The 21,748-nt window shown below is 62.3% G+C and carries 16 protein-coding genes; 10 read left to right on the top strand and 6 right to left on the bottom strand.

All coding sequences use genetic code 11. The features are described from left to right. Positions 1-176 precede the first annotated feature (176 nt). Positions 177-1,271 (top strand): nitrogen regulation protein NR(II), encoded by a 1,095-nt coding sequence (gene glnL / locus L6D80_RS08070; RefSeq protein ID WP_054900375.1) that lies wholly within the window; start codon positions 177-179, stop codon positions 1,269-1,271. Beyond that, positions 1,258-2,694, top strand: coding sequence for a nitrogen regulation protein NR(I) (ntrC, locus tag L6D80_RS08065; protein ID WP_054900376.1), 1,437 nt, complete (start codon positions 1,258-1,260; stop codon positions 2,692-2,694). Before glnL ends, ntrC begins: the two co-directional genes overlap by 14 nt. Before the next feature lie 302 nt (positions 2,695-2,996). Here the strand turns inward: ntrC and L6D80_RS08060 are convergent, their stop codons facing one another. Next, positions 2,997-3,434, bottom strand: a complete 438-nt coding sequence (locus tag L6D80_RS08060) for a hypothetical protein (RefSeq protein ID WP_054900377.1) — start codon at positions 3,432-3,434, stop codon at positions 2,997-2,999. On the opposite strand from L6D80_RS08060, the gene trmL reads away from it, so the two are divergent. Next, positions 3,433-3,894 (top strand): tRNA (uridine(34)/cytosine(34)/5-carboxymethylaminomethyluridine(34)-2'-O)-methyltransferase TrmL, encoded by a 462-nt coding sequence (trmL, locus tag L6D80_RS08055; protein WP_054900378.1) that lies wholly within the window; start codon positions 3,433-3,435, stop codon positions 3,892-3,894. The two genes, L6D80_RS08060 and trmL, sit on opposite strands and share 2 nt — an antisense overlap. Before the next feature lie 63 nt (positions 3,895-3,957). Here trmL and secB read toward each other — a convergent pair whose 3' ends face one another. Genes secB through L6D80_RS08040 form a run of 3 tightly spaced genes read right to left on the bottom strand, consistent with a single transcriptional unit; the run spans position 3,958 to position 5,152 of the window. After that, positions 3,958-4,443: a protein-export chaperone SecB gene (gene secB, locus L6D80_RS08050; protein ID WP_054901834.1), complete on the bottom strand. Its 486-nt coding sequence runs from the start codon at positions 4,441-4,443 to the stop codon at positions 3,958-3,960. Between the two features lie 39 nt (positions 4,444-4,482). After that, positions 4,483-4,737, bottom strand: coding sequence for a glutaredoxin 3 (grxC, locus tag L6D80_RS08045; protein WP_003249204.1), 255 nt, complete (start codon positions 4,735-4,737; stop codon positions 4,483-4,485). Between the two features lies 1 nt (position 4,738). Beyond that, complete coding sequence (locus tag L6D80_RS08040; RefSeq protein WP_054901835.1) at positions 4,739-5,152, bottom strand: rhodanese-like domain-containing protein; 414 nt, start codon at positions 5,150-5,152, stop codon at positions 4,739-4,741. A 195-nt stretch (positions 5,153-5,347) separates the two neighbouring features. Here L6D80_RS08040 and gpmI point away from each other — a divergent pair, with 195 nt between their 5' ends. From gpmI to L6D80_RS08020, 4 genes are all read left to right on the top strand, one after another. Beyond that, complete coding sequence (gene gpmI / locus L6D80_RS08035; RefSeq protein ID WP_054901836.1) at positions 5,348-6,883, top strand: 2,3-bisphosphoglycerate-independent phosphoglycerate mutase; 1,536 nt, start codon at positions 5,348-5,350, stop codon at positions 6,881-6,883. 109 nt (positions 6,884-6,992) lie between these two features. After that, positions 6,993-8,279, top strand: a complete 1,287-nt coding sequence (locus L6D80_RS08030) for a murein hydrolase activator EnvC family protein (RefSeq protein WP_054901837.1) — start codon at positions 6,993-6,995, stop codon at positions 8,277-8,279. 90 nt (positions 8,280-8,369) lie between these two features. Further along, positions 8,370-9,701 (top strand): S41 family peptidase, encoded by a 1,332-nt coding sequence (locus tag L6D80_RS08025; RefSeq protein WP_176512588.1) that lies wholly within the window; start codon positions 8,370-8,372, stop codon positions 9,699-9,701. 8 nt (positions 9,702-9,709) lie between these two features. Next, positions 9,710-10,474 (top strand): divergent polysaccharide deacetylase family protein, encoded by a 765-nt coding sequence (locus L6D80_RS08020; protein ID WP_176512589.1) that lies wholly within the window; start codon positions 9,710-9,712, stop codon positions 10,472-10,474. A gap of 6 nt (positions 10,475-10,480) precedes the next feature. Here L6D80_RS08020 and L6D80_RS08015 read toward each other — a convergent pair whose 3' ends face one another. Further along, positions 10,481-15,151 carry a dermonecrotic toxin domain-containing protein gene (locus L6D80_RS08015; protein WP_176512590.1) on the bottom strand — a complete coding sequence of 1,557 codons (4,671 nt, stop codon included), beginning with the start codon at positions 15,149-15,151 and terminating at the stop codon, positions 10,481-10,483. A 123-nt stretch (positions 15,152-15,274) separates the two neighbouring features. Further along, a complete protein-coding gene (locus tag L6D80_RS08010) occupies positions 15,275-17,278 on the bottom strand; it encodes a BCCT family transporter (RefSeq protein WP_054901841.1) in 2,004 nt (667 codons plus the stop codon). Between the two features lie 478 nt (positions 17,279-17,756). Here L6D80_RS08010 and betI point away from each other — a divergent pair, with 478 nt between their 5' ends. From betI to betA, 3 genes are all read left to right on the top strand, one after another. Continuing rightward, positions 17,757-18,422 (top strand): transcriptional regulator BetI, encoded by a 666-nt coding sequence (gene betI, locus L6D80_RS08005; RefSeq protein ID WP_176512591.1) that lies wholly within the window; start codon positions 17,757-17,759, stop codon positions 18,420-18,422. 30 nt (positions 18,423-18,452) lie between these two features. Further along, positions 18,453-19,925 carry a betaine-aldehyde dehydrogenase gene (betB, locus tag L6D80_RS08000; protein ID WP_054901843.1) on the top strand — a complete coding sequence of 491 codons (1,473 nt, stop codon included), beginning with the start codon at positions 18,453-18,455 and terminating at the stop codon, positions 19,923-19,925. A 76-nt stretch (positions 19,926-20,001) separates the two neighbouring features. Then, positions 20,002-21,699, top strand: a complete 1,698-nt coding sequence (betA, locus tag L6D80_RS07995) for a choline dehydrogenase (RefSeq protein WP_054901844.1) — start codon at positions 20,002-20,004, stop codon at positions 21,697-21,699. The last annotated feature ends 49 nt before the right edge of the window (positions 21,700-21,748 follow it).

Raw genomic sequence — 21,748 nt, 5'->3', positions numbered from 1 at the left:
AAAGCCGAATATTCTGGCCCGTTTGAGCGCAATTTCAGGTCTTTATCAAGGAATCCCGCTTCTTTTCGGAGCCTTGGTTTGTTTCTTGCATTTTCCTGGCATCAGCGGATCCATAGCGCGCTCGCCCTTGGTTCGACCAAGGGCATGCCAGCGCCAAAAGAGGTCAACGACGCCTTATGACCATCAGCGATGCACAGCACCGTCTGCTTCTGGACAACCTGACCACGGCCACGCTTCTGCTCAACGCAGAACTGCGCCTTGAATACATGAACCCGGCAGCAGAAATGCTTCTGGCCGTCAGCGGGCAGCGCAGCCATGGGCAGTTCATCAGCGAGCTGTTCACCGAATCGACCGAGGCGCTCAATTCCCTGCGTCAGGCCGTCGAACAGGCGCACCCGTTCACCAAGCGTGAAGCCCAGCTGACCTCGCTGACCGGGCAAACCATCACCGTCGACTACGCCGTGACGCCGATCCTGCACCAGGGCGACACCTTACTGCTGCTGGAGGTGCACCCCCGTGACCGCCTGCTGCGCATCACCAAGGAAGAGGCCCAGCTGAGCAAGCAGGAAACCACCAAGATGTTGGTGCGCGGCCTGGCCCACGAAATCAAGAACCCGCTCGGCGGCATTCGTGGCGCGGCGCAGCTGCTGGCCCGCGAGTTGCCCGAAGACGGCCTGCGCGACTACACCAACGTGATCATCGAAGAGGCCGACCGCCTGCGTAACCTGGTCGACCGGATGCTCGGCTCCAACAAGCTGCCCTCCCTGGCCATGACCAACATCCACGAGGTGCTGGAGCGGGTCTGCAGCCTGGTCGAGGCAGAAAGCCAGGGCTGCATCACCTTGGTGCGCGATTACGACCCGAGCCTGCCGGATGTACTGATCGACCGCGAGCAGATGATCCAGGCCGTGCTGAACATCGTGCGCAACGCCATGCAGGCGATCAGCTCGCAGAACGAACTGCGCCTTGGCCGCATTACCCTGCGCAGCCGCGCGATGCGCCAGTTCACCATTGGCCATGTGCGCCACCGCCTGGTGGCCCGTGTCGAGATCATCGACAACGGCCCGGGCATTCCCAGTGAACTGCAGGACACCCTCTTCTATCCCATGGTCAGCGGCCGCCCGGACGGTACCGGGCTAGGTCTGGCCATCACCCAGAACATCATCAGCCAGCACCAGGGCCTGATCGAGTGTGAAAGCCACGCAGGGCACACCGCCTTCTCGATCTTCCTGCCTCTGGAACAAGGAGCCACCCCTCATGAGCCGAAGTGAAACCGTATGGATCGTCGACGATGATCGCTCCATCCGCTGGGTCCTGGAAAAAGCCCTGCAACAGGAAGGCATGACCACCCAGAGCTTCGACAGCGCCGATGGCGTGATGGGTCGTCTGGCTCGGCAGCAGCCGGATGTGATCATTTCCGACATTCGCATGCCCGGCGCCAGCGGCCTGGACCTGTTGGCACAGATCCGCGAACAGCACCCGCGCCTGCCAGTCATCATCATGACGGCCCATTCCGACCTGGACAGTGCCGTAGCCTCCTACCAGGGGGGCGCCTTCGAGTACCTGCCCAAACCATTCGACGTGGACGAAGCGGTATCGCTGGTCAAGCGGGCCAACCAGCACGCCCAGGAGCAACAAGGCCTCGATGTGCCTCAGGTCCTGGCCCGCACACCGGAAATCATCGGCGAAGCGCCGGCGATGCAGGAGGTGTTCCGCGCCATCGGTCGCCTCAGCCACTCCAACATCACGGTGTTGATCAACGGTGAATCGGGTACCGGTAAAGAGTTGGTCGCCCACGCCCTGCACCGCCACAGCCCGCGCGCGGCTTCGCCGTTCATTGCCCTGAACATGGCGGCCATTCCCAAGGACTTGATGGAGTCCGAACTGTTCGGGCATGAGAAAGGCGCTTTCACCGGTGCGGCGAACCTGCGGCGCGGGCGCTTCGAACAGGCTGACGGCGGCACACTGTTCCTCGACGAAATCGGCGACATGCCGGCGGACACTCAGACCCGCTTACTGCGCGTGCTCGCCGATGGTGAGTTCTATCGGGTGGGCGGCCATGTGCCAGTAAAAGTCGATGTGCGCATCATCGCCGCGACTCACCAGAATCTCGAATCACTCGTACAGGCGGGCAAGTTCCGCGAAGACTTGTTCCACCGCCTGAATGTGATCCGTATCCATATCCCACGCCTGGCGGATCGTCGCGAAGATATCCCCGCCCTGGCCCGGCACTTCCTGGGCCGTGCGGCACAGGAGCTGGCCGTCGAGCCAAAGCTGCTGAAGCCGGAAACCGAAGAGTTCATCCGCAACCTGCCCTGGCCCGGCAATGTGCGTCAGCTGGAGAACACCTGCCGCTGGATTACCGTGATGGCCTCCAGCCGCGAAGTGCTGATCGGCGATTTGCCGCCCGAGCTGCTCAACCTGCCGCACGATACCGTGCCCGTGACCAATTGGGAGCAGGCCCTGCGCCAATGGGCCGATCAGGCGCTGGCACGCGGGCAGTCTAACTTGCTCGACAGCGCCGTACCCAGCTTTGAACGGATCATGATCGAGACGGCGCTCAAGCATACCGCCGGGCGGCGTCGCGATGCAGCGGTGCTGCTCGGCTGGGGGCGCAATACCCTGACCCGCAAGATCAAGGAGCTGGGGATGAATGTGGATGGCGGGGATGATGATGAAGGTGAAGACCACTGACACTCACGTGAACCCGTAAGACGTTTGGGGCTGCTTTGCAGCCCTCTTCATTTCAGCTTCATGCACCGAAGCTGTGCCCGCCGCACCGCCCCAAGGCACAACTCCCCCTCGAAACACAGCCAGATAGCCCTGCCCCCCCCTGTTTCCGGGCATTTTCAAAACTGGCACGCCACCTGCAATAAGCACTGTATCTCCAGTTTCGGGGGCCTCGGTACAGGCAGGCCGGGTGAACCCCTCTTTTATTCGCAGCCACTCCCGCTTTTGGGGGACCTCGGTACAGGCAGGCCGGGACATCCCCTCTTTTATTCGTGCAGCCTCACCTGCACCCGCCAGCGCCCAGCGTCCTCTGCACCGGTCCACTCGCCGTGCAGGGGGCGCGCAGCGATCACGGTCAGCAACAAGCCTTCCTCGCTTTTCTGCAAGCGCCAACCCACGGGCTTGCCTTGCAGGCTCAGTTGCCCGCGCTGGGCCTTGCCCTCGGCCTCGAACAGTAACGCTACCGTTCCTTCAACGTTCTCGCCATGCAACCTGGGCTCGTCGCTGAACCACAGGTCCAAACCATCCTGCACCACCTCCACCTGCTCTAGCACACGCTCTTCGGGCGCGGTCAAGCGGCCGATCATCAAGCCGACCATAAGCCCGACGATGGCCAGTGAAAGTAACACCCGCGGGAAGGCCTTCGAACGCAAGTCGGGTTCGGGGGTAGAATGCCCGTCATCTTCATGCCTGGAGCCGTGCATGTTTCACGTCATCCTTTTTCAACCTGAAATTCCGCCGAATACCGGCAACATCATTCGCCTCTGCGCCAACAGCGGTTGCGACCTGCACCTGATCGAGCCGATCAGCTTCGAGCTGGACGACAAACGGCTGCGCCGCGCAGGGCTGGACTACCATGAGTATGCCACGCTCAAGCGCCACGAAAGCCTGGCCGGATGCCTGGACAGCCTCGGCAACCCGCGGTTGTTCGCCTTTACCACCAAAGGTTCGCACCCCTTCCATGAGGTGGCCTACCAACCGGGCGATGCTTTTCTGTTCGGCCCGGAGAGCCGTGGCCTGCCAGCCGACGTGCTCGACAGCCTGCCGGCCGAACAGCGCCTACGCCTGCCAATGCGACCGGGCTGCCGCAGCCTGAACCTGTCCAATACCGTGGCGGTGACGGTGTATGAAGCGTGGCGCCAGCAGGGGTTTGCCGGTAGCTGATGCAGACAACCAGGCAATAAAAAGGCGACCCCGCAGGGTCGCCTCTTTGTTACCAAACCGCGATTACTGAACGGTCGGCGCTTCGCCCGCTTCCTGCATGCGCTGCATTTCTTGCGCGTACAGGGCGTCGAAGTTGACCGGCGACAGCATCAGGGCCGGGAACGAACCACGGGTCACCAGGCTGTCCAGGGTCTCGCGGGCGTATGGGAACAGGATGTTCGGGCAGAACGCACCGAGGGTGTGGCTCATCGAGGAGGCGTCGAGGTTCTTGATCAGGAAGATACCGGCCTGCTGGACTTCAGCGATGAACGCCACTTCGTCACCGTTTTTGACGGTTACCGACAAGGTCAGCACCACTTCATGGAAGTCGCCTTCCAGGGCTTTCTGCTTGGTGTTGAGGTCCAGGGCGACGCTCGGCTCCCACGTCTGGCGGAAGATCTGCGGGCTTTTCGGGGCCTCGAACGAAAGATCGCGCACGTAGATGCGCTGCATGGAGAACTGAGGGCCGTTGTCTTCTGCGGCGGCGCCGTTGGTCTGTTGGTCAGTCATGGCAGGTCCTTATCCTAATGTTTTTGAATGCAGTGCAAATCAGGCCGCCAGCAGCGCGTCGAGCTTACCGGCGCGCTCCAGGGCATAGAGGTCATCGCATCCACCGACATGGGTGCTGCCGATCCAGATCTGTGGCACCGAAGTACGGCCGGCCTTCTGGCTCATTTCGGCGCGAACCTGCGGTTTGCCGTCGACTTTGATTTCCTCGAAGGCCACGCCCTTGCTCTCGAGCAGGTACTTGGCACGCATGCAGTAGGGGCAGTAGTCGCTGGAGTAGACGATGACGGGCTTCATATCACTTCACCAGGGGCAGGTTATCGGCTTTCCAGCTGGAAACGCCACCGCTCAATTTGGCGGCGTTGTAACCAGCCTTTAGCAGCTCGCGGCAGATGGTGCCGGACTGCTGGCCCATGGCGTCGACGACGATCAGGGTCTTTTCCTTGTGCTTGTCCAGCTCGGTCATGCGATTGGCCAGCTTGTCCTGAGGAATGTTCACCGCACCGACGATGTGGCCGGCGGAATATTCCTTGGCCGGACGGATGTCGATGACCAAGGCCTTCTCGGCGTTGACCAGGGCGGTCAACTGGCCGTTGCTCAGGCTCTGGCCGCCACGGCGGACTTCATTGAGGAGCAGCAGGACCAGCAGAACAACGAAGATCGCAACCAGGATGTAGTGATCTGTCGCGAATTGAATCAGGTGAGCAACCATCAGCGGTGTTCCAGGCGATTGAAAATGCCGGCCAGTATACACAGCCCCCCATGACCACCAAAGCCCGGCAGGCCGGCAGCAAATTCACCTTCATCTTTGCCGTTTGACGGTTATGGGACGAATATTCGCCGCTGATGGCGCATTTGCCCTAAAATGCGTGTCTTTATCATCTTTGAACAACCGTGAGTTTGATTGATGACGAGCACGCCCAAACCCCTTGTCCTGATCATCCTGGATGGTTTCGGTCACAGCGAAAGCCCCGAATACAATGCCATCTTTGCCGCCAACACCCCGGTCTATGACCGCCTGCGCGCCGAGCAGCCGCATGGCTTGATCTCCGGCTCAGGCATGGATGTCGGCCTGCCGGACGGGCAGATGGGCAACTCCGAAGTCGGTCATATGAACCTTGGCGCCGGCCGTGTCGTCTATCAGGACTTCACGCGGGTGACCAAAGCCATCCGTGATGGCGAGTTCTTCCAGAACCCTGTGCTCACGGGCGCTGTGGACAAGGCCGCGGGTGCAGGCAAGGCCGTGCACATCCTGGGCCTGCTTTCCGACGGTGGCGTGCACAGCCACCAGGACCACCTGGTCGCGATGGCCGAACTGGCCGCGCAGCGCGGCGCCGAGAAAATCTACCTGCACGCCTTCCTCGACGGCCGCGACACCCCGCCGCGCAGCGCGCAATCGTCCATCGAGCTGCTTGACTCGACCTTTGCCAGGCTGGGCAAAGGCCGTATCGCCAGCCTGATTGGCCGTTACTTCGCCATGGACCGCGATAATCGCTGGGACCGCGTCAGCGCCGCTTACAACCTTATCGTCGATAGCGTTGCCGAATACGCTGCCGACAGCGCCGTGGCCGGCCTCGAAGCAGCTTATGCCCGCGACGAGAGTGACGAATTCGTCAAGGCCACCCGCATCGGCGAAGCGGTCAAGGTCGAAGATGGCGATGCCGTGATCTTCATGAACTTCCGTGCAGACCGGGCCCGCGAGTTGTCGCGCGTGTTCGTCGAACCCGACTTCAACGAGTTCCCCCGGGCCCGCATGCCGAAACTGGCAGCCTATATCGGCCTGACCCAGTACTCGGCGAAGATCCCGGCACCTGCCGCATTCGCCCCGGCCAGCCTGAATAACGTACTGGGCGAGTACCTGGCCAAGAACGGCAAGACCCAGCTGCGTATCGCCGAAACCGAAAAATACGCCCATGTCACCTTCTTCTTCTCCGGCGGCCGTGAAGAGCCGTTCGAAGGCGAAGAGCGCATTCTGATCCCGTCGCCGAAGGTGGCCACCTACGACCTGCAGCCGGAAATGAGCGCGCCGCAGGTCACCGACCGAATCGTCGAGGCCATCGAGCAGCAGCGCTATGACGTCATCGTGGTCAATTACGCGAACGGCGACATGGTCGGCCACACCGGCGTGTTCGACGCCGCAGTCAAGGCCGTGGAAGCGCTGGACAGCTGCGTCGGGCGCATCGTCGAAGCACTGGACAAGGTGGGCGGCGAAGCGCTGATCACCGCCGACCACGGCAATGTCGAGCAGATGGAAGACGAGTGCACAGGCCAGGCGCACACCGCGCACACCACCGAGCCGGTACCGTTCATCTATGTGGGCAAGCGCAAGGTCAAGGTGCGCGAAGGCGGCGTGCTGGCCGACGTGGCGCCGACCATGCTCAAGCTGCTGGGGCTGGAGACGCCTGCGGAAATGACCGGGACTTCAATCCTCGTGGATGCCTGAAACCATCGCATTCCAGACAAACGCCCCATCGCATCTGCGGTGGGGCGTTTTTTTTGCCAGCCCGCGCGGGCATACTAGGCCAGTCTCCATCCTTGGTACGCCCAACCCCATGCTTCGCGCCCTGATCCTCCTAGCCCTGTCTTGCCTGCTCAGCCCGGCTTTCGCCGATGAGCGTGCGCAGACCCAGCAACAACTGGACGCCACCCGCCAGGATATCGCCGAGCTCAAAAAGACGCTGGGCAAGCTCCAGGAAGAAAAGGCCGGCGTACAGAAAGACCTCAAATCCACCGAGACCGACATCGGCAAGCTGGAAAAGCAGGTGGAGGCCCTGCAGCAAGAACTAAAAAAGACCGAGGGCGAGCTGGAGCGCCTTGATACCGAGAAAAAAAAACTCCAGAGCGCCCGCGTTGAACAACAGCGACTGATCGCCGTCCAGGCCCGCTCCGCTTACCAGAACAATGGTCGCGAGGAATACCTCAAGTTGCTGCTCAACCAGCAGAACCCCGAGAAGTTTGCCCGCACCCTCACCTATTACGATTACCTGAGCAAGGCGCGCATGGAGCAACTGCGCGCCTTTAACGAAACCTTGCGCCAGCTGGCCAATGTCGAGCAAGACATCGGCCGCCAGCAAGAACAGCTGCTGACCCAACGCGCAGACCTCGACGGCCGTCGTCAGGCACTCGAAGCCGAACGCAGCAAGCGCCAGCAGGTGCTGGCCAAGCTCAACGGTGACATGAAGGACCGCGACCAGAAACTCCAGGCTCGCGAACAGGACCAGGCTGACCTGGCCAAGGTCCTCAAGACCATCGAGGAAACCCTCGCTCGCCAGGCCCGCGAAGCAGAAGAGGCACGCCAGAAAGCCCTGCTCGCCCAACAGGAAGCCGAGAAGCGCCGCCAGCAAGCCGCCCTGGCAGCCCGCGACGATGCCGAACCGCCGAAAAAGGCCCGCACCACCCTCGGCCCGATGGTGTCCAGCGATGGTGCGAACTACGGCGGTGCATTTTCTGCTGCCCGGGGAAAACTTCCTTGGCCGGTCAATGGTCGATTGCTGGCGCGTTTTGGTGATGCCCGCGGCAGCGATGCCCGCGCCAAGTGGGATGGGGTGATGATCAGCGCCAACCCTGGGACCCAGGTGCGCGCCGTGCATGGCGGGCGCGTGGTGTTCGCAGACTGGTTGCGTGGCGCTGGACTTCTGGTCATTCTCGACCATGGTAATGGTTACCTGAGCCTGTACGGCCACAACCAGAGCCTGCTCAAGAATGCCGGCGACATCGTCAAGGCCGGCGAAGCCATTTCCACCGTTGGCGACAGCGGCGGCCAGGACGCCGCGGGCTTGTATTTCGCCATTCGCCAGCAGGGGCGGCCTACCGACCCATCGCAGTGGTGCAGAGGTTAGGGCTCAAGCCTAGTCAAATTTTACGGGGTAGCGCCAGCGCTGCACCGATGCTCCGCAGGGAGCGCCTACAGGATCAGGAGTTCGTTCGACATGCTGCACTCGCCTCGTCTCACCCAGCTGGCCCTGACCATCGCCTTGGCGGTCGGCGCGCCCGTGGCCCTCGCCGCCGAGCCGGCTGCGGTCAAGCCAGCCAAGCCGGCCTCGGTGCCGGCCACCGAGGTGACGGCCAAGGCGCCGCTGCCGCTGGAGGAGCTGCGTACCTTTGCCGAGGTCATGGACCGCATCAAGGCAGCCTACGTCGAACCGGTAGACGACAAGACCCTGCTGGAGAACGCCATCAAGGGCATGCTCAGTAACCTTGACCCGCATTCGGCCTACCTTGGCCCTGAAGACTTCCAGGAGCTGCAGGAAAGCACCAGCGGCGAGTTCGGCGGCTTGGGCATCGAAGTGGGCCAGGAAGACGGCTTCATCAAGGTGGTTTCACCCATCGATGACACCCCGGCATCCCGTGCCGGCGTGCAGGCGGGCGACCTGATCGTCAAGATCAACGGTGCCCCGACCCGTGGTCAGACGATGACCGAAGCCGTGGACAAGATGCGCGGCAAGATTGGCGAAAAGATCACCCTGACCCTGGTACGCGATGGCGGCAACCCGTTCGACGTGACCCTTGCCCGCGCGGTAATCCAGGTCAAGAGCGTGAAGAGCCAACTGCTGGAGAACGACTACGGCTACATTCGCATCACCCAATTCCAGGTCAAGACCGGTGAGGAAGTGGGCAAGGCGCTGGCCAAACTGCGCAAGGACAACGGCAAGAAGCTGCGCGGACTGGTGCTGGACCTGCGCAACAACCCAGGCGGCGTGCTGCAATCGGCGGTGGAAGTGGCCGACCACTTCCTGACCAAAGGCCTGATCGTCTACACCAAGGGCCGCATCGCCAACTCCGAGCTGCGCTTCTCTGCCGACCCGGCCGACGCCAGCGAAGGTGTGCCACTGGTGGTATTGATCAACGGCGGCAGTGCTTCTGCCTCGGAAATCGTCGCCGGCGCCCTGCAAGACCAGAAACGCGCCGTGCTGATGGGCACCGACAGCTTTGGCAAAGGCTCGGTGCAAACCGTACTGCCGCTGGCCAACGACCGCGCCCTCAAGCTGACCACCGCGTTGTACTTCACCCCCAGCGGCCGCTCGATCCAGGCACAGGGCATCGTGCCGGACATCGAGGTTCGCCAGGCCAAGCTGACTGCCGAAGTCGATACCGACAACTTCAAGGAAGCCGACCTGCAAGGCCACCTGGGCAACGGCAACGGCGGTGCCGACCGGCCGACCGGTAGCAGCAAGCGCAAGGAACGCCCGCAGGACGACGACTTCCAGCTGAGCCAGGCCCTTAGCCTGCTCAAGGGCCTGAACGTCACCAAGGGCCATTGATACCCGCCATGCGTTCTCTGCTGTTCACGCTGTTATGCCTGCTGGCGGGCGCTGCTCATGCGGCGCCCGCCAAGGCCTACATGAGCATCATCATCGACGACCTGGGCCAAAGCACCGAGCGCGACAGCCGCACCCTCGCGCTCCCTGGCCCGGTGACCATGGCGATCATGCCCGACACCCCGCACGCCAGTGATTTCGCCCGGCAGGCGCACAAAGCCGGCAAGACGGTGATCCTGCACATGCCCATGGACCCTGCGACCGGGCCTTACGCCTGGCACCCCGGCCTGGCAATCCCGGAACTGGCCGAGCGTCTGAACGCCGCCCCGGCCAAAGTGCCTTACGCCGCGGGCATCAACAACCACATGGGCAGCCGTATGACCTCGCAACGTGATGCCATGACCTGGCTAATGGGCGAGTTGCAGCGGCGTCACCTGTTCTTCGTCGACAGCCGTACCAGCGCAGCCACCGTGGCGGCAGCCCAAGCTCAGGAAGTCGGGCTGGCGCACGTATCGCGTGATGTGTTCCTGGATGACGAGCGTACGGTCGAGGCAATCGCCGGCCAATTGCAGCAAGGGGTCGAGCTGGCGCGTCGGCAGGGGTCGGCGGTGCTGATCGGGCACCCCTATCCTCAGACGCTGCAGGTGCTGGAGCGGGAATTACCTCGGCTCCAGGCACAAGGGATTGTCCTCATCGGGCTGCACCAGATGATCGCCGAACGCGGTAATCAGGCCATGCCAGCCCATGGCAGGCATGGCCGTTACAGCAACCGCTGACGCGCCTCAATCGAACGGGATGATGCCGCGCGCTTGCTCCAGGGTCAGCTTGCCGCGGTGTACCCGCTGCCCCAGAGCCGCTTCTTCACGGCCACTCATACGCCGCTGGCTCCACGTCTTCAGATGGCCCTGGGTGAAGTCCTGCGCATTGGCGTCGAGCGTGGGCAGGTGAAAATGCGCAACCCACAGGGGTCGCCCCCCTGTTGCCCCCGTCAAGCGCAGGACCTTGTACTCGTCAAATGCACTGCCGTTGGCCATGGTCTTTCTCGGGCTGACATACTCCACCCTGATCAACTTCTGCTCGTGCAAGAACTGCAGGCCCTCAGCCGTCGGATACTTCGTATCGGTATAGAGCTTCGTCAACTTGTAGTTCATGTCAGAACGCAGTTGGTCAGCGGCATTCTCCACGATCCTTATCAAGCCTGCGGCCGCGCCCTCCTCAGTCAGCGAGGCTGCTTCTCGGCCGAGCTTGTTGATCAGTTGTTCGAACATCCGCCTGATCTTCATGCCGTTGAGGTCGTAGCTGACGTATTCATCTGCTTTCTGTGACAGCGCCCTGGCTTCATCCTGCAAGGCCTGCACCCGAAAAGCGGTATCCGCCGGCACCTGCTCGGCTTCCACTGGCGCTGGCTCCGACACCTGTTCGACCCACCGGCCATCCCGCTGCTCGAAACGGGTGAGGATCTCCTTGGTGAAGGGCTCGCGCACCTCAACCATGGGCTGGCCATTCACAACGACCTCGTTGCCAATGAGCAGTTGCCCCTCACTGTTGCGCACCGCCCGCTGTGGCGTGTTGGCGATAGCGTAGGGAACACGGCCCGGGGTAACGCTGGCACCCTCCTGCTCCTTCATGGCATCAACCAGCCGGCGCCCTGCATCGAGCTTGAGCTTCTCCAGATGGGTGCGATAACGGTCAAGCATCGACACTTCCACCAGCGCGCCCCCCTGATCGCGAATCCGCGCACTGTTAAGCAGTGCTGCGGCATATTCGTCCCAGGCCTCCTGAAGGACTGTGATGCGGTCATCCAGCGGCAGCCTGGCGAACCCAAGGTCACCATGGGCCCCTGCAGCACTGCGCAGGCCGAGGCTCATCAGTTCATCCCTGAAACCACGAAGCTTCCCCCGCCCGGTGCTGGAATCCAGGTGCAAAGCCAGGTCGGCGAGGTTCATCACCTGATGAAAACGCAATTGCACCGTGCTCAACTCGCGTTCGGCAATGAGCGAGGCGACCGTTCGCCGTGGCGTTGTGTCGGGGTGGCTGATGAGCAAGTCCAGCGGCGCATCGGTCAACAGTTGGTCGAGGTATTCGTACGCCGCCAGCATGCGCTCCTGTCTATCAACCACCCCTTGGAGCTTGAGGCGAAACGCACGATAGGTTTCGAGTCCCTCGTGCAGGGAACGGCCGTGGAGGGCCTGTTGCAGTTCAGCCAAACCTGGGTAGTCCGCCAAGCTCAACAACTCGTTGTAGATAAAATCGTTGTGGCGAATGAGCGCGGTGCGAATAACATTCACCTGCTCTGGGAGGACCTGCTCCGCCATCGCTGGGCGAACAGAGGCGAATTTGGGTTCCAGAATCGCCTGATATTTGACCAGCACCTCGTTGTCGCAGCGCACTGCTGCTTCTAGATCCCGAACCGCCTCTTCGCGCTTGGTGGATAGTTCCGTCCGCCACTCGGCGATTCGCGTATCGTACCGGTCGATAAGGGCTGTTGACGTAGTGCGCTGGGTATCGTCCATGCCGTTGTCCAATTTGGCCTGTTCCCGCGCACGCAAATCTTCCAGCCTGGTTATTTTCTCGCGCAGTTGTGTAACGTCCGCCCCCGCCATCGTGAAACGCTCCGACGCTGCATTGGCCTGACGCGTGAGTGCATCGGCAGCTTTCTCCAGTTTGTTCAAGCGGGCCACCAGGCTCGCTCGCGTGCCGGCTTGCCTCATTCCGCCAGCGAGGCGCAGTGACGTGTCCACCCGCCAGGCCCCCCTGGCAAAGCTCAACCACGGCCCATATCCACCATGGCCATCAATCACCCGTACCCCCTCAGGTAGCACCTGAACGGGATAAACATCGGCGCCCATCGCCGCATAAAAGCGGTCGTCGACCTGATACAGCCCCTGCGCCGCCCCGTCGGCCTGCAACATCGACTCCTCCAGCGCTATACCAGAACGCATCGCCCGCAATGCCTGCCGCTGCGCAGGCGGCAACCAGTTGAAGCCATGGTTGCCACGCCAGGACAAATCCAGCCGGCGCTCCGGCAACCTTGCCAGGGTGCCGAGGGCTGCTTCTTCACCCCCGGTCGGCAACACGCTGACTTCGCCGAATGCCCCGCGCTGCGCCGCCGGCCCCTCGAACAGCCCAGCTTCGGGCGGCTCTGCAACCGGGCCAGGCGTCAGCGGCGGCTGCCGCGCATGCAGCAGCACCATGCTCAGGTTCACGATCAGGTCCGCCACCGCCGCGCAGCGCTCGAATGCGCCACCCTGCTCGATCGCCAGCAGATCGTCCTCCAACGCCCCCAGCAATTGCACCAGCCATGCCACGGCGGCGATGGGGCCGCTGAGCACCAGACTGACGGTATCGAACAGCAACCAGGCACCCTGAGCGAGGGCTTGCCAACGTCGTTCTGCGTTGGAGGTGGAGTGCAGGTCTGCCAGCTCTACCAGCAGATCGCGATTGGCGTCATACAGCTTGTCGTCGAGGCCGGAGCGCCAGAATGGCGGATCAATCACTGGTGGCAGCGGTTTTTCAGGCAGGTCATAAGGGTCGACACCGAGGCTGCCGACATGCGGTTCGCGAAACCCACCGTTATCGTAGATAGGGCGAACGAAAGGGTCGAGCCAGTCCAGTATGCTCGACTGCAGCCGGACGGATTCCTGGATATGCTCGAGCAGTGCGTCAAAGCTTGCATACTCGCGCAATGTGTCCTGGGCATACAAAGGCCGATACAACAGCACCAACGCCGGCTCGGCGCAGAACAACAGGTACATGCCCCGTACAGTGTCCTGCTGGTGCGAGTCGGGCTGACGCTTGAACGTCAACGGCATCAGCATCATGCGCGGCGCCAACGGGTTGTCATGGCCTGCGCAGAAATCATTCACACATTGCAGCCCGGCTTCGCTCAGCTTGCCGTCGAGCTTGGCATGCAGTGCACTGAAGCGCATCGCACTGCGCCATTCACGGGCAAAACGCCTGATGCGCTGCGGGCGTTGTTGCGGGTCGTCCAGCTTACGCGCGACATAGAGGGGGTAACGGCCCCCCACATCGATCTGGCTGACCATCTGGTTCACAGCGCCCACACTCAGCCCCAAGGGAAGGTCCGCGCCGTCTCGGCGGCGAATCCGCCTGATCGTTGCGTTCCTGAGCTCGCCGAGGCTGCCGATTGCAAACTCGGTCAAAGTCTTCTGCCCTTCGAAGACCAGAGGCTCACCCCCGCCTGCTCCGGTTGCGGCACCACCCGGCATGCCTTGCGCCACGAAAAATTCAAGGACCAGTTCGTCCGCACACAGGTCGCCCCCGGTCGCCTTGCGCAAGGGCTCGGCAAGCTGCTCACGGGTGTAGTCGGCCAGGGACTGGACCCCCTCCAAGGCAGCGACCCCTTCAGCGTCCAACTGATCGGCTGCTAGCTGCAGTAACCCCGCCTGATAAGCAAAACTGTCGCTGCCAGTGCTGGCCAGCAGACCAGGCGGGGGGCTGACAGCGGCACTTTCGTCAAGGTAGCTACCAAACCACTGTGCCGGGTCGCTCAATTGAGCGAACAACCGCTCAAGGGCTGCAATGTCGGCGATACGCCCGTAGCGTACTCGATGCACCCGGTCGCACATGGCCTCGTGCAGCAATGCGGCCTGCTGAGCGAACACATTGCCCTCGACTGGGTAACGCTGCCACGACATACCGTTGAAGCTGTAGCGTTGCGCCAGCTCATCACGCAGCCCCACGGCAAACGCAGCCAATGAAGCAAAACGGCTCACGTTGCCGGATGGCGCGCACCACAGCACCACTTGCCGCTCATCCCACTCTGCGCTGACCAGCAGGTGGCACAGCATCTCGTCGGCAGGCTCGACGCCGCTGACCAGGCGCGCCTGTACAAAACTCACTGGCGGCTGGTCGGCGCCACCGCGGATCAGACCCCGCAGGCATGCCTGCTCCTGGCTGTCCAGGCCTTGTAGGGGCAAGCCGCGCAACAAGGCGGCCTTCAACAGCAACTGAAGCCATTCGTCACGGCTTACCCCGGCACTGCCTTGAGCGCGCCAGTAGTCGAGTTGAGCCTGGCAGAAATGCTGCGGCAGTTGCGCGATCAGTTCATTCACTGGGTCTGTCAGGCCACTGAGCTGCCGAGTGGCGAACGGGCTATTGGCGCCAGCGAAGCGGTAGGGATCGAGCACGCCGAGATTATGATGACGGCCGGCGATGGGCTCCAGGTCGATAGGGTTGCGCTCGAGCATGGCCTGCAGCACACGATCGACCAATGGCTGAGTGGTCCAGTAAGTCGACGCAGGGTCCGGGCTGTCGAGCGTGAGCACATCGGCGCACGGCAAGGCCGGATGCACCGATGCCAACCATGGAAGCTCGGCCAGCATCAGTTTGAGCAACTGTTCGCTGACGACCTGGCGCAAGGTGGGGCGGTCAGCGAACTGCAGGGCTGCAGCTCGCCTGAAATCGAATGTCGAGGTATCGGAACGGGGCATACGCGTGACCTTCTGGTAGATGAACCAGAAGCGTGGCGCGAGCGTTTGCGGTCACGGTGCTACTTATTGCATGCCTGGAAAAGAAAAAAGGCCCTGCTTCACAGCAGGGCCTGATTCATTGCATCAGCTGTAAACACGCCCCAGCAACTGGCGGTGGCTTTCAAACTGATCCAGCACGTCGCGCACGATCTGCTCCGGTGCAAAGCCCATCAGGTCGTACTCCTGGCTGCCGTCATGCAGGTACACCTCGGCGCGGTAGAAGCGCTGGCGCACTTCCGGCTCGCCTTCCACGGGCGCCTCGCTTGGCGCGGCCAGGTAGCCATCCAGGCTCACTTCGTAAACGAAGGGGTTGCCCTCTTCCATCATCACGCGCAGGCCCATCATGTTGCGCGACTGGCCCACACGGCTCTCGACCTCAAAGCCCAGCGTGCGCATTTGCTCGGCAGCTTCCTTCAGGGCCGGGCTGACGTGCTTGTCCATGAAGCGCTGGACCACCGCCTGGGTTGGCTGCAGCTCCAGCTGGGTCAGGCGCTCGCTGAAACCGCGGCGGCCACGGGCGGCCAGCTCAGCACGCTCCTGCTCCACTACCACGTCCTGCTTCATGGCCTTGTACAAGCCAAACATGAACAGCACGAGCACCACCGAGAATGGCAGGCCGGCCAGCACCACCATGGTCTGCATGGCTTCGAAGTTGCCCGCGAACAGCAGGCCGATGGTAACCAGGGTAATGACCACCGACCAGAACACCACCATCCAGTGCGGCGCGTCTTCGTCCACCTTGCCGCCTTTGCACGACAGGTTGGCCATCATCACCGCGCCGGAGTCGGCGGGGGTGAGGAACAGCACGAAGCCGACGAACACCGCCACGCCGATCACGATCTTCGCGGCAGGGAAGTACTCCAGCAGCTGGTAGATCGACATCGAGGGCTGTTCGAGGGCTGTCTTACCCAGTTCTACGGCACCTTGGTTAAGCACCAGATCCAGCGCGGTATTGCCGAAGATCGACAGCCACGCCAGGGTGAAGCCCAGCGGGATCAGCAGCACACCACACACCAGCTGGCGAACGGTGCGGCCCTTGGAGATCCGCGCGATGAACATGCCGACGAACGGGCCCCAGGAGATCCACCAGGCCCAGTAGAACACGGTCCACAGGCCCAGCCAGCGTTCCGACTTGCCGGCTTCGTCTTCGTAGACATACAAGTCGAAGGTCTTCAGTACGATGCCGTTGAGGTAATCGCCGACGTTCTGCACGAAGCTGTTGAGCAGGTGCAGGGTTTCGCCGCCCAGTAGCACGAATATCAACAGGCCGCTGAAGAGCATGATGTTCAGGTTGGACAGACGGCGAATGCCGTTTTCCACACCCGACACCGCGGCCACGGTCGCGACCCCCGCCATCACCAGAATGACCACCAGCAGGTTGGTCTTGCTGTGGTCCATGCCGAACAGGTACTCAAGCCCGGAGGACACCTGCATCGAGCCGATACCCAGGTTGGTCACCAGGCCAAGCAGGGTGACGAACATGCCGAAAATGTCCACGGCGTTGCCGGCAGCACCCTTGACCCAACGCTCCCCGACCAGCGGATATAGCGCAGAGCGCAGCGCCAGCGGCTGGTTGTGACGGTAGGCGAAATAACCCACGGCCAGGCCGACCAGGGCGTAGATCGCCCAGCCGTGCAGGCCCCAGTGCAGGAAGGTCAGTTGCAGGCCCTGGCGCGCCGCTTCGAGGCTGGCAGGGGTGCCTTCTGGTGGGTTGAAATAATGGTCCAGGGGCTCGGAGGCACCGAAATACAGCAACGAAATGCCGATACCGGAGGAAAACAGCATGCCGGCCCAGGCGCCATAGCTGAAATCTGGCTCATCGTCCTTGCCACCAAGCTTGAGCTTGCCGTAGTCGGAGAAGGCCAGGTAAACCACGAATGTCAGGTAACCGCAGATCACCAGCATGTAGTACCAGCCGAAGGTGCGCGTCAGCCACTTCTGGGCCACGCCCAGCACCTGGCCGGCGGTTTCGGGTACAGCGATAAGCAAGGCAGTCAGAACAAGGATCATCAGCGCGGAGGTGAGGAACACCACGCGGTTGACCCGTACCCTCTCGGCGGGGGGCTTGGTTAGGGAGGCAGAACTCATTGCACGAATGCTCCGGGCAGTACGGCTGTGGAGGCTAATCAGTCTTTTCCCGAGCAATTGGTGCAATAGCCCCACTGCTTCAGGTGTTATAAAAGCACCCTGGAAACCGTGATCCCGAATCGAAACGTTGCAAAAACCAGACAGGTGGTCTGCCGGCCGAGCCGCATCCTGTGTTCAGGTGCGCGCATTGGCCACAGAGCACCCCGCCCGCTCCAAGGGCCCGCCGCAGGGTCCACGACCGTTTGGCAGAATCTGTGTTTCGCATCGCTCTTGCCCGTCAACGCCTTGTATTCCGGGGGTTACACGATTTCCTGGGGTGTCAATCCGTGCCTTCGAAACAGCCTGAAAAACTGTCAATGGCACAAATTGTCGCAGAGCTTATTCTTTATTGATTGAACGTTCAATCAAAACAAAATAGACTGGCCTTCGCCGAGGCAGCCGCTTGTCGTCTGCCCGCAGGCCTGAGGAGATTCGCAAGATGCCCAAGGTCGGTATGCAACCCATTCGCCGCCAGCAGTTGATCGACGCCACATTGCAGGCTGTCGACCAGGTCGGCCTGGGGGATGCCAGCATTGCGCTGATTGCCCGTTTGGCCGGTGTGTCGAACGGCATCATCAGTCACTACTTTCAGGACAAGAACGGCCTGATCGCAGCGACCATGCGCTACCTCATGAACGCGTTGAGCGAAGGTACCGTCGCACGTCGGCAGGCCCTCATCGACGACAGCCCGCGGGCGCACCTGAAAGTCATCATCGAGGGTAACTTCGATGCCAGCCAGGTCAGCGGCCCGGCAATGAAAACCTGGTTGGCCTTCTGGGCCGCGAGCATGCACCAGCCGTCCTTGCACAGGCTGCAGCGGATCAACGATCACCGCTTGTATTCCAACCTGTGCTTCCAGTTTCGCCGGGTGTTGCCGCAGGACGAAGCGCGTAGCGCAGCCCGCGGTCTGGCTGCCTTGATCGACGGTTTGTGGTTGCGTGGCGCCCTGTCAGGGGATGCTTTCGATACCGACCAGGCAATACGAATTGCTTATGAATACCTGGAACTACAACTGGCTAAGCAGCAGTGCCTGAACGCAAACGACCAGGCCTCTGAACAACCGCGCGCAGGCATTGCCCAACAGGCAGGAGCGCTACGCGGATAGCCAATCACACACTGCACTTGCGAGGACACTATGGCCCGTTTCGGAACGCAAAAACTCTACATCGATGGTGGTTATGTCGACGCTGGCAGCGATGCCACTTTCGAAGCCATCAACCCGGCTACCGGCGAAGTCCTCGCCCACGTGCAACGTGCCACCGAGGCTGACGTCGAGCGCGCCGTCGAGAGCGCCGAGCGCGGCCAGAAAGTCTGGGCGGCGATGACCGCCATGCAGCGTTCGCGCATCCTGCGCCGCGCTGTCGACATCCTGCGTGAGCGCAACGACGAGCTGGCCATGCTGGAAACCCTGGACACTGGCAAGTCGTACTCCGAAACCCGCTACGTCGATATCGTCACCGGTGCCGACGTACTGGAATACTACGCAGGCCTGGTGCCCGCCATCGAAGGCGAGCAGATCCCACTGCGCGAAAGCTCCTTCGTCTACACCCGCCGCGAGCCGCTGGGCGTCACCGTCGGTATCGGCGCGTGGAACTACCCGATCCAGATCGCCCTGTGGAAATCCGCACCGGCCCTGGCCGCTGGCAACGCGATGATCTTCAAGCCGTCGGAAGTCACTTCGCTGACCACCCTGAAACTGGCCGAGATCTACACCGAAGCCGGCCTGCCGGACGGCGTGTTCAACGTCCTGACCGGCAGCGGCCGCGAAGTCGGCACCTTGCTGACCGAGCACCCGCGCATCGAGAAAGTCTCCTTCACCGGCGGCACCACCACCGGCAAGAAGGTCATGGCCAGCGCCTCGAGCTCCTCGCTCAAGGAAGTGACCATGGAACTGGGCGGCAAGTCGCCATTGATCATCTGCGCCGACGCCGACCTGGACAAGGCTGCCGACATCGCGATGATGGCCAACTTCTACAGCTCCGGTCAGGTCTGCACCAACGGTACCCGTGTGTTCATCCCTGCCGCGATGAAGGCCGAATTCGAAGCCAAGATCGCCGAGCGCGTTGCCCGCATCCGTGTTGGCAACCCAGAAGACGAAAACACCAACTTCGGCCCTCTGGTCAGCTTCCAGCACATGGAAAGCGTGCTGGGCTACATCGCCAAGGGCAAGGCAGAAGGTGCACGCGTACTGTGCGGTGGCGAGCGTCTGACTGCCGGTGACTTCGCCAAGGGCGCCTTCGTCGCACCGACCGTGTTCACCGATTGCACCGACGACATGACCATCGTCAAGGAAGAAATCTTCGGCCCAGTGATGAGCATCCTCAGCTACGAGACCGAAGAGGAAGTCATCCGCCGCGCCAACGACACCGAATACGGCCTGGCCGCGGGCGTGTGCACCAATGACATCACCCGTGCCCACCGCATCATCCACAAGCTCGAAGCCGGCATCTGCTGGATCAACGCCTGGGGTGAGTCGCCAGCCGAAATGCCGGTCGGTGGCTACAAGCAATCGGGCGTCGGCCGTGAAAACGGCGTCAGCTCGCTGGCGCAATACACTCGCATCAAGTCGGTCCAGGTCGAGCTGGGCGGCTACAACTCGGTTTTCTAAACCCTGTCTAGCCACGCCCGTGCCACTGCGCACGGGCGTTTGCGCTCCCTGATCACCGCCAAACGAGGGTACTCACATGTCCCAAGAATTCGATTACATCATCGTCGGTGCCGGCTCTGCCGGTAACACCCTGGCTACCCGCCTGACCGAAGACGCCGGCGTCACCGTACTGCTGCTGGAAGCCGGTGGCCCCGACTACCGCTTCGACTTCCGTACCCAGATGCCTGCCGCCCTGGCCTTCCCCCTGCAGGGCCGCCGCTACAACTGGGCCTACGAGACCGACCCAGAGCCGCACATGGACGGCCGCCGCATGGAGTGTGGTCGCGGCAAGGGCCTGGGTGGCTCCTCGCTGATCAACGGCATGTGCTACATCCGTGGCAACGCCCTGGACTTCGACGGCTGGGCAAAACTGCCAGGCCTGGAAGACTGGACCTACCTGGATTGCCTGCCGTACTTCCGCAAAGCGGAAACCCGCGACATCGGCCCGAACGACTACCACGGCGGCGAAGGCCCGGTCAGCGTCACCACGCCTAAAGCCGGCAACAACCCGCTGTTCCACGCCATGGTCGAAGCCGGCGTGCAAGCCGGTTACCCGCGCACCGAAGACCTCAACGGCTACCAGCAGGAAGGCTTCGGTCCGATGGACCGTACCGTGACCAAGAACGGCCGCCGTTCCAGCACCGCCCGCGGCTATCTGGACCAGTCGAAGAAACGCCCTAACCTGACCATCGTCACTCATGCCCTGAGCGACCGCGTGCTGTTCGACGGCAAGCGTGCCGTTGGCGTGACCTACCTGGTCGGCGACAGCGAAGAGCGCGTCGAAGCCCGCGCCCGCAAGGAAGTCATCGTCAGCTCCGGCGCCATCGCTTCGCCACAACTGCTGCAACGCTCCGGCGTCGGCCCCCGCGCCCTGCTGGAAAGCCTCGACATTCCGGTGGTGCACGACCTGCCGGGCGTCGGCGAAAACCTGCAGGACCACCTCGAGCTCTACCTGCAGTACGCCTGCACCCAGCCAGTATCCCTGTACCCATCGCTGCTGTGGTGGAACCAGCCGGCCATCGGTGCCGAGTGGATGTTCAAAGGTACCGGCATCGGCGCCAGCAACCAGTTCGAAGCCGGTGGGTTCATCCGTACCCGCCCTGAGTTCGAGTGGCCGAACATCCAGTACCACTTCCTGCCGGTGGCAATTAACTACAACGGCTCCAACGGCGTGAAGGAGCACGGCTTCCAGGCCCACATGGGCTCGATGCGCTCGCCAAGCCGCGGCCGCATCCAGGCCAAGTCCAAGGACCCACGCCAGCACCCGAGCATCCTGTTCAACTACATGGCCACCGAGCAGGACTGGCAGGAATTCCGTGACGGCATCCGCCTGACCCGCGAAATCATGGCCCAGCCGGCGCTGGACCCGTACCGCGGTCGCGAGATCAGCCCAGGTGAACACGTGCAGACGGACGAAGAGCTGGACAAGTTCATCCGCGAGCACGCCGAAACCGCCTTCCACCCATCGTGCTCGTGCAAGATGGGCACCGACGACATGGCCGTGGTCGACAACGAAGGCCGCGTGCATGGCATGCAGGGCCTGCGTGTGGTCGACGCCTCGATCATGCCGATCATCATCACCGGCAACCTGAACGCCACCACGATCATGATCGCCGAGAAAATCTCGGACAAGATCCGTGGCCGTAAGCCGCTGCCGCGTAGCACCGCCAAGTACTATGTGGCCAACGGTGCGCCAGTGAAAGGCAAGCCGATGCGGGAAGTGAAGCAAGGCTGACAGGCCCGGTCGCCGGTAAGCCGGCGATGAGGCCCGCCCAGGCACACGT

Source organism: Pseudomonas ceruminis, assembly GCF_021602025.1.
Taxonomy (GTDB): Bacteria; Pseudomonadota; Gammaproteobacteria; order Pseudomonadales; family Pseudomonadaceae; genus Aquipseudomonas; species Aquipseudomonas ceruminis.
This window is presented reverse-complemented; position numbering and strand designations above follow the sequence as displayed.

Excerpts from the sequence above, each read along its gene's own strand:
- glnL (WP_054900375.1), top strand. The coding sequence starts at position 177 with ATGACCATCAGCGATGCACAGCACCGTCTGCTTCTGGACAACCTGACC.
- ntrC (WP_054900376.1), top strand. The coding sequence starts at position 1,258 with ATGAGCCGAAGTGAAACCGTATGGATCGTCGACGATGATCGCTCCATC.
- trmL (WP_054900378.1), top strand. The coding sequence starts at position 3,433 with ATGTTTCACGTCATCCTTTTTCAACCTGAAATTCCGCCGAATACCGGC.
- L6D80_RS08060 (WP_054900377.1), bottom strand. The coding sequence starts at position 3,434 with ATGCACGGCTCCAGGCATGAAGATGACGGGCATTCTACCCCCGAACCC.
- secB (WP_054901834.1), bottom strand. The coding sequence starts at position 4,443 with ATGACTGACCAACAGACCAACGGCGCCGCCGCAGAAGACAACGGCCCT.
- grxC (WP_003249204.1), bottom strand. The coding sequence starts at position 4,737 with ATGAAGCCCGTCATCGTCTACTCCAGCGACTACTGCCCCTACTGCATG.
- L6D80_RS08040 (WP_054901835.1), bottom strand. The coding sequence starts at position 5,152 with ATGGTTGCTCACCTGATTCAATTCGCGACAGATCACTACATCCTGGTT.
- gpmI (WP_054901836.1), top strand. The coding sequence starts at position 5,348 with ATGACGAGCACGCCCAAACCCCTTGTCCTGATCATCCTGGATGGTTTC.
- L6D80_RS08030 (WP_054901837.1), top strand. The coding sequence starts at position 6,993 with ATGCTTCGCGCCCTGATCCTCCTAGCCCTGTCTTGCCTGCTCAGCCCG.
- L6D80_RS08025 (WP_176512588.1), top strand. The coding sequence starts at position 8,370 with ATGCTGCACTCGCCTCGTCTCACCCAGCTGGCCCTGACCATCGCCTTG.
- L6D80_RS08020 (WP_176512589.1), top strand. The coding sequence starts at position 9,710 with ATGCGTTCTCTGCTGTTCACGCTGTTATGCCTGCTGGCGGGCGCTGCT.
- L6D80_RS08015 (WP_176512590.1), bottom strand. The coding sequence starts at position 15,151 with ATGCCCCGTTCCGATACCTCGACATTCGATTTCAGGCGAGCTGCAGCC.
- L6D80_RS08010 (WP_054901841.1), bottom strand. The coding sequence starts at position 17,278 with ATGAGTTCTGCCTCCCTAACCAAGCCCCCCGCCGAGAGGGTACGGGTC.
- betI (WP_176512591.1), top strand. The coding sequence starts at position 17,757 with ATGCCCAAGGTCGGTATGCAACCCATTCGCCGCCAGCAGTTGATCGAC.
- betB (WP_054901843.1), top strand. The coding sequence starts at position 18,453 with ATGGCCCGTTTCGGAACGCAAAAACTCTACATCGATGGTGGTTATGTC.
- betA (WP_054901844.1), top strand. The coding sequence starts at position 20,002 with ATGTCCCAAGAATTCGATTACATCATCGTCGGTGCCGGCTCTGCCGGT.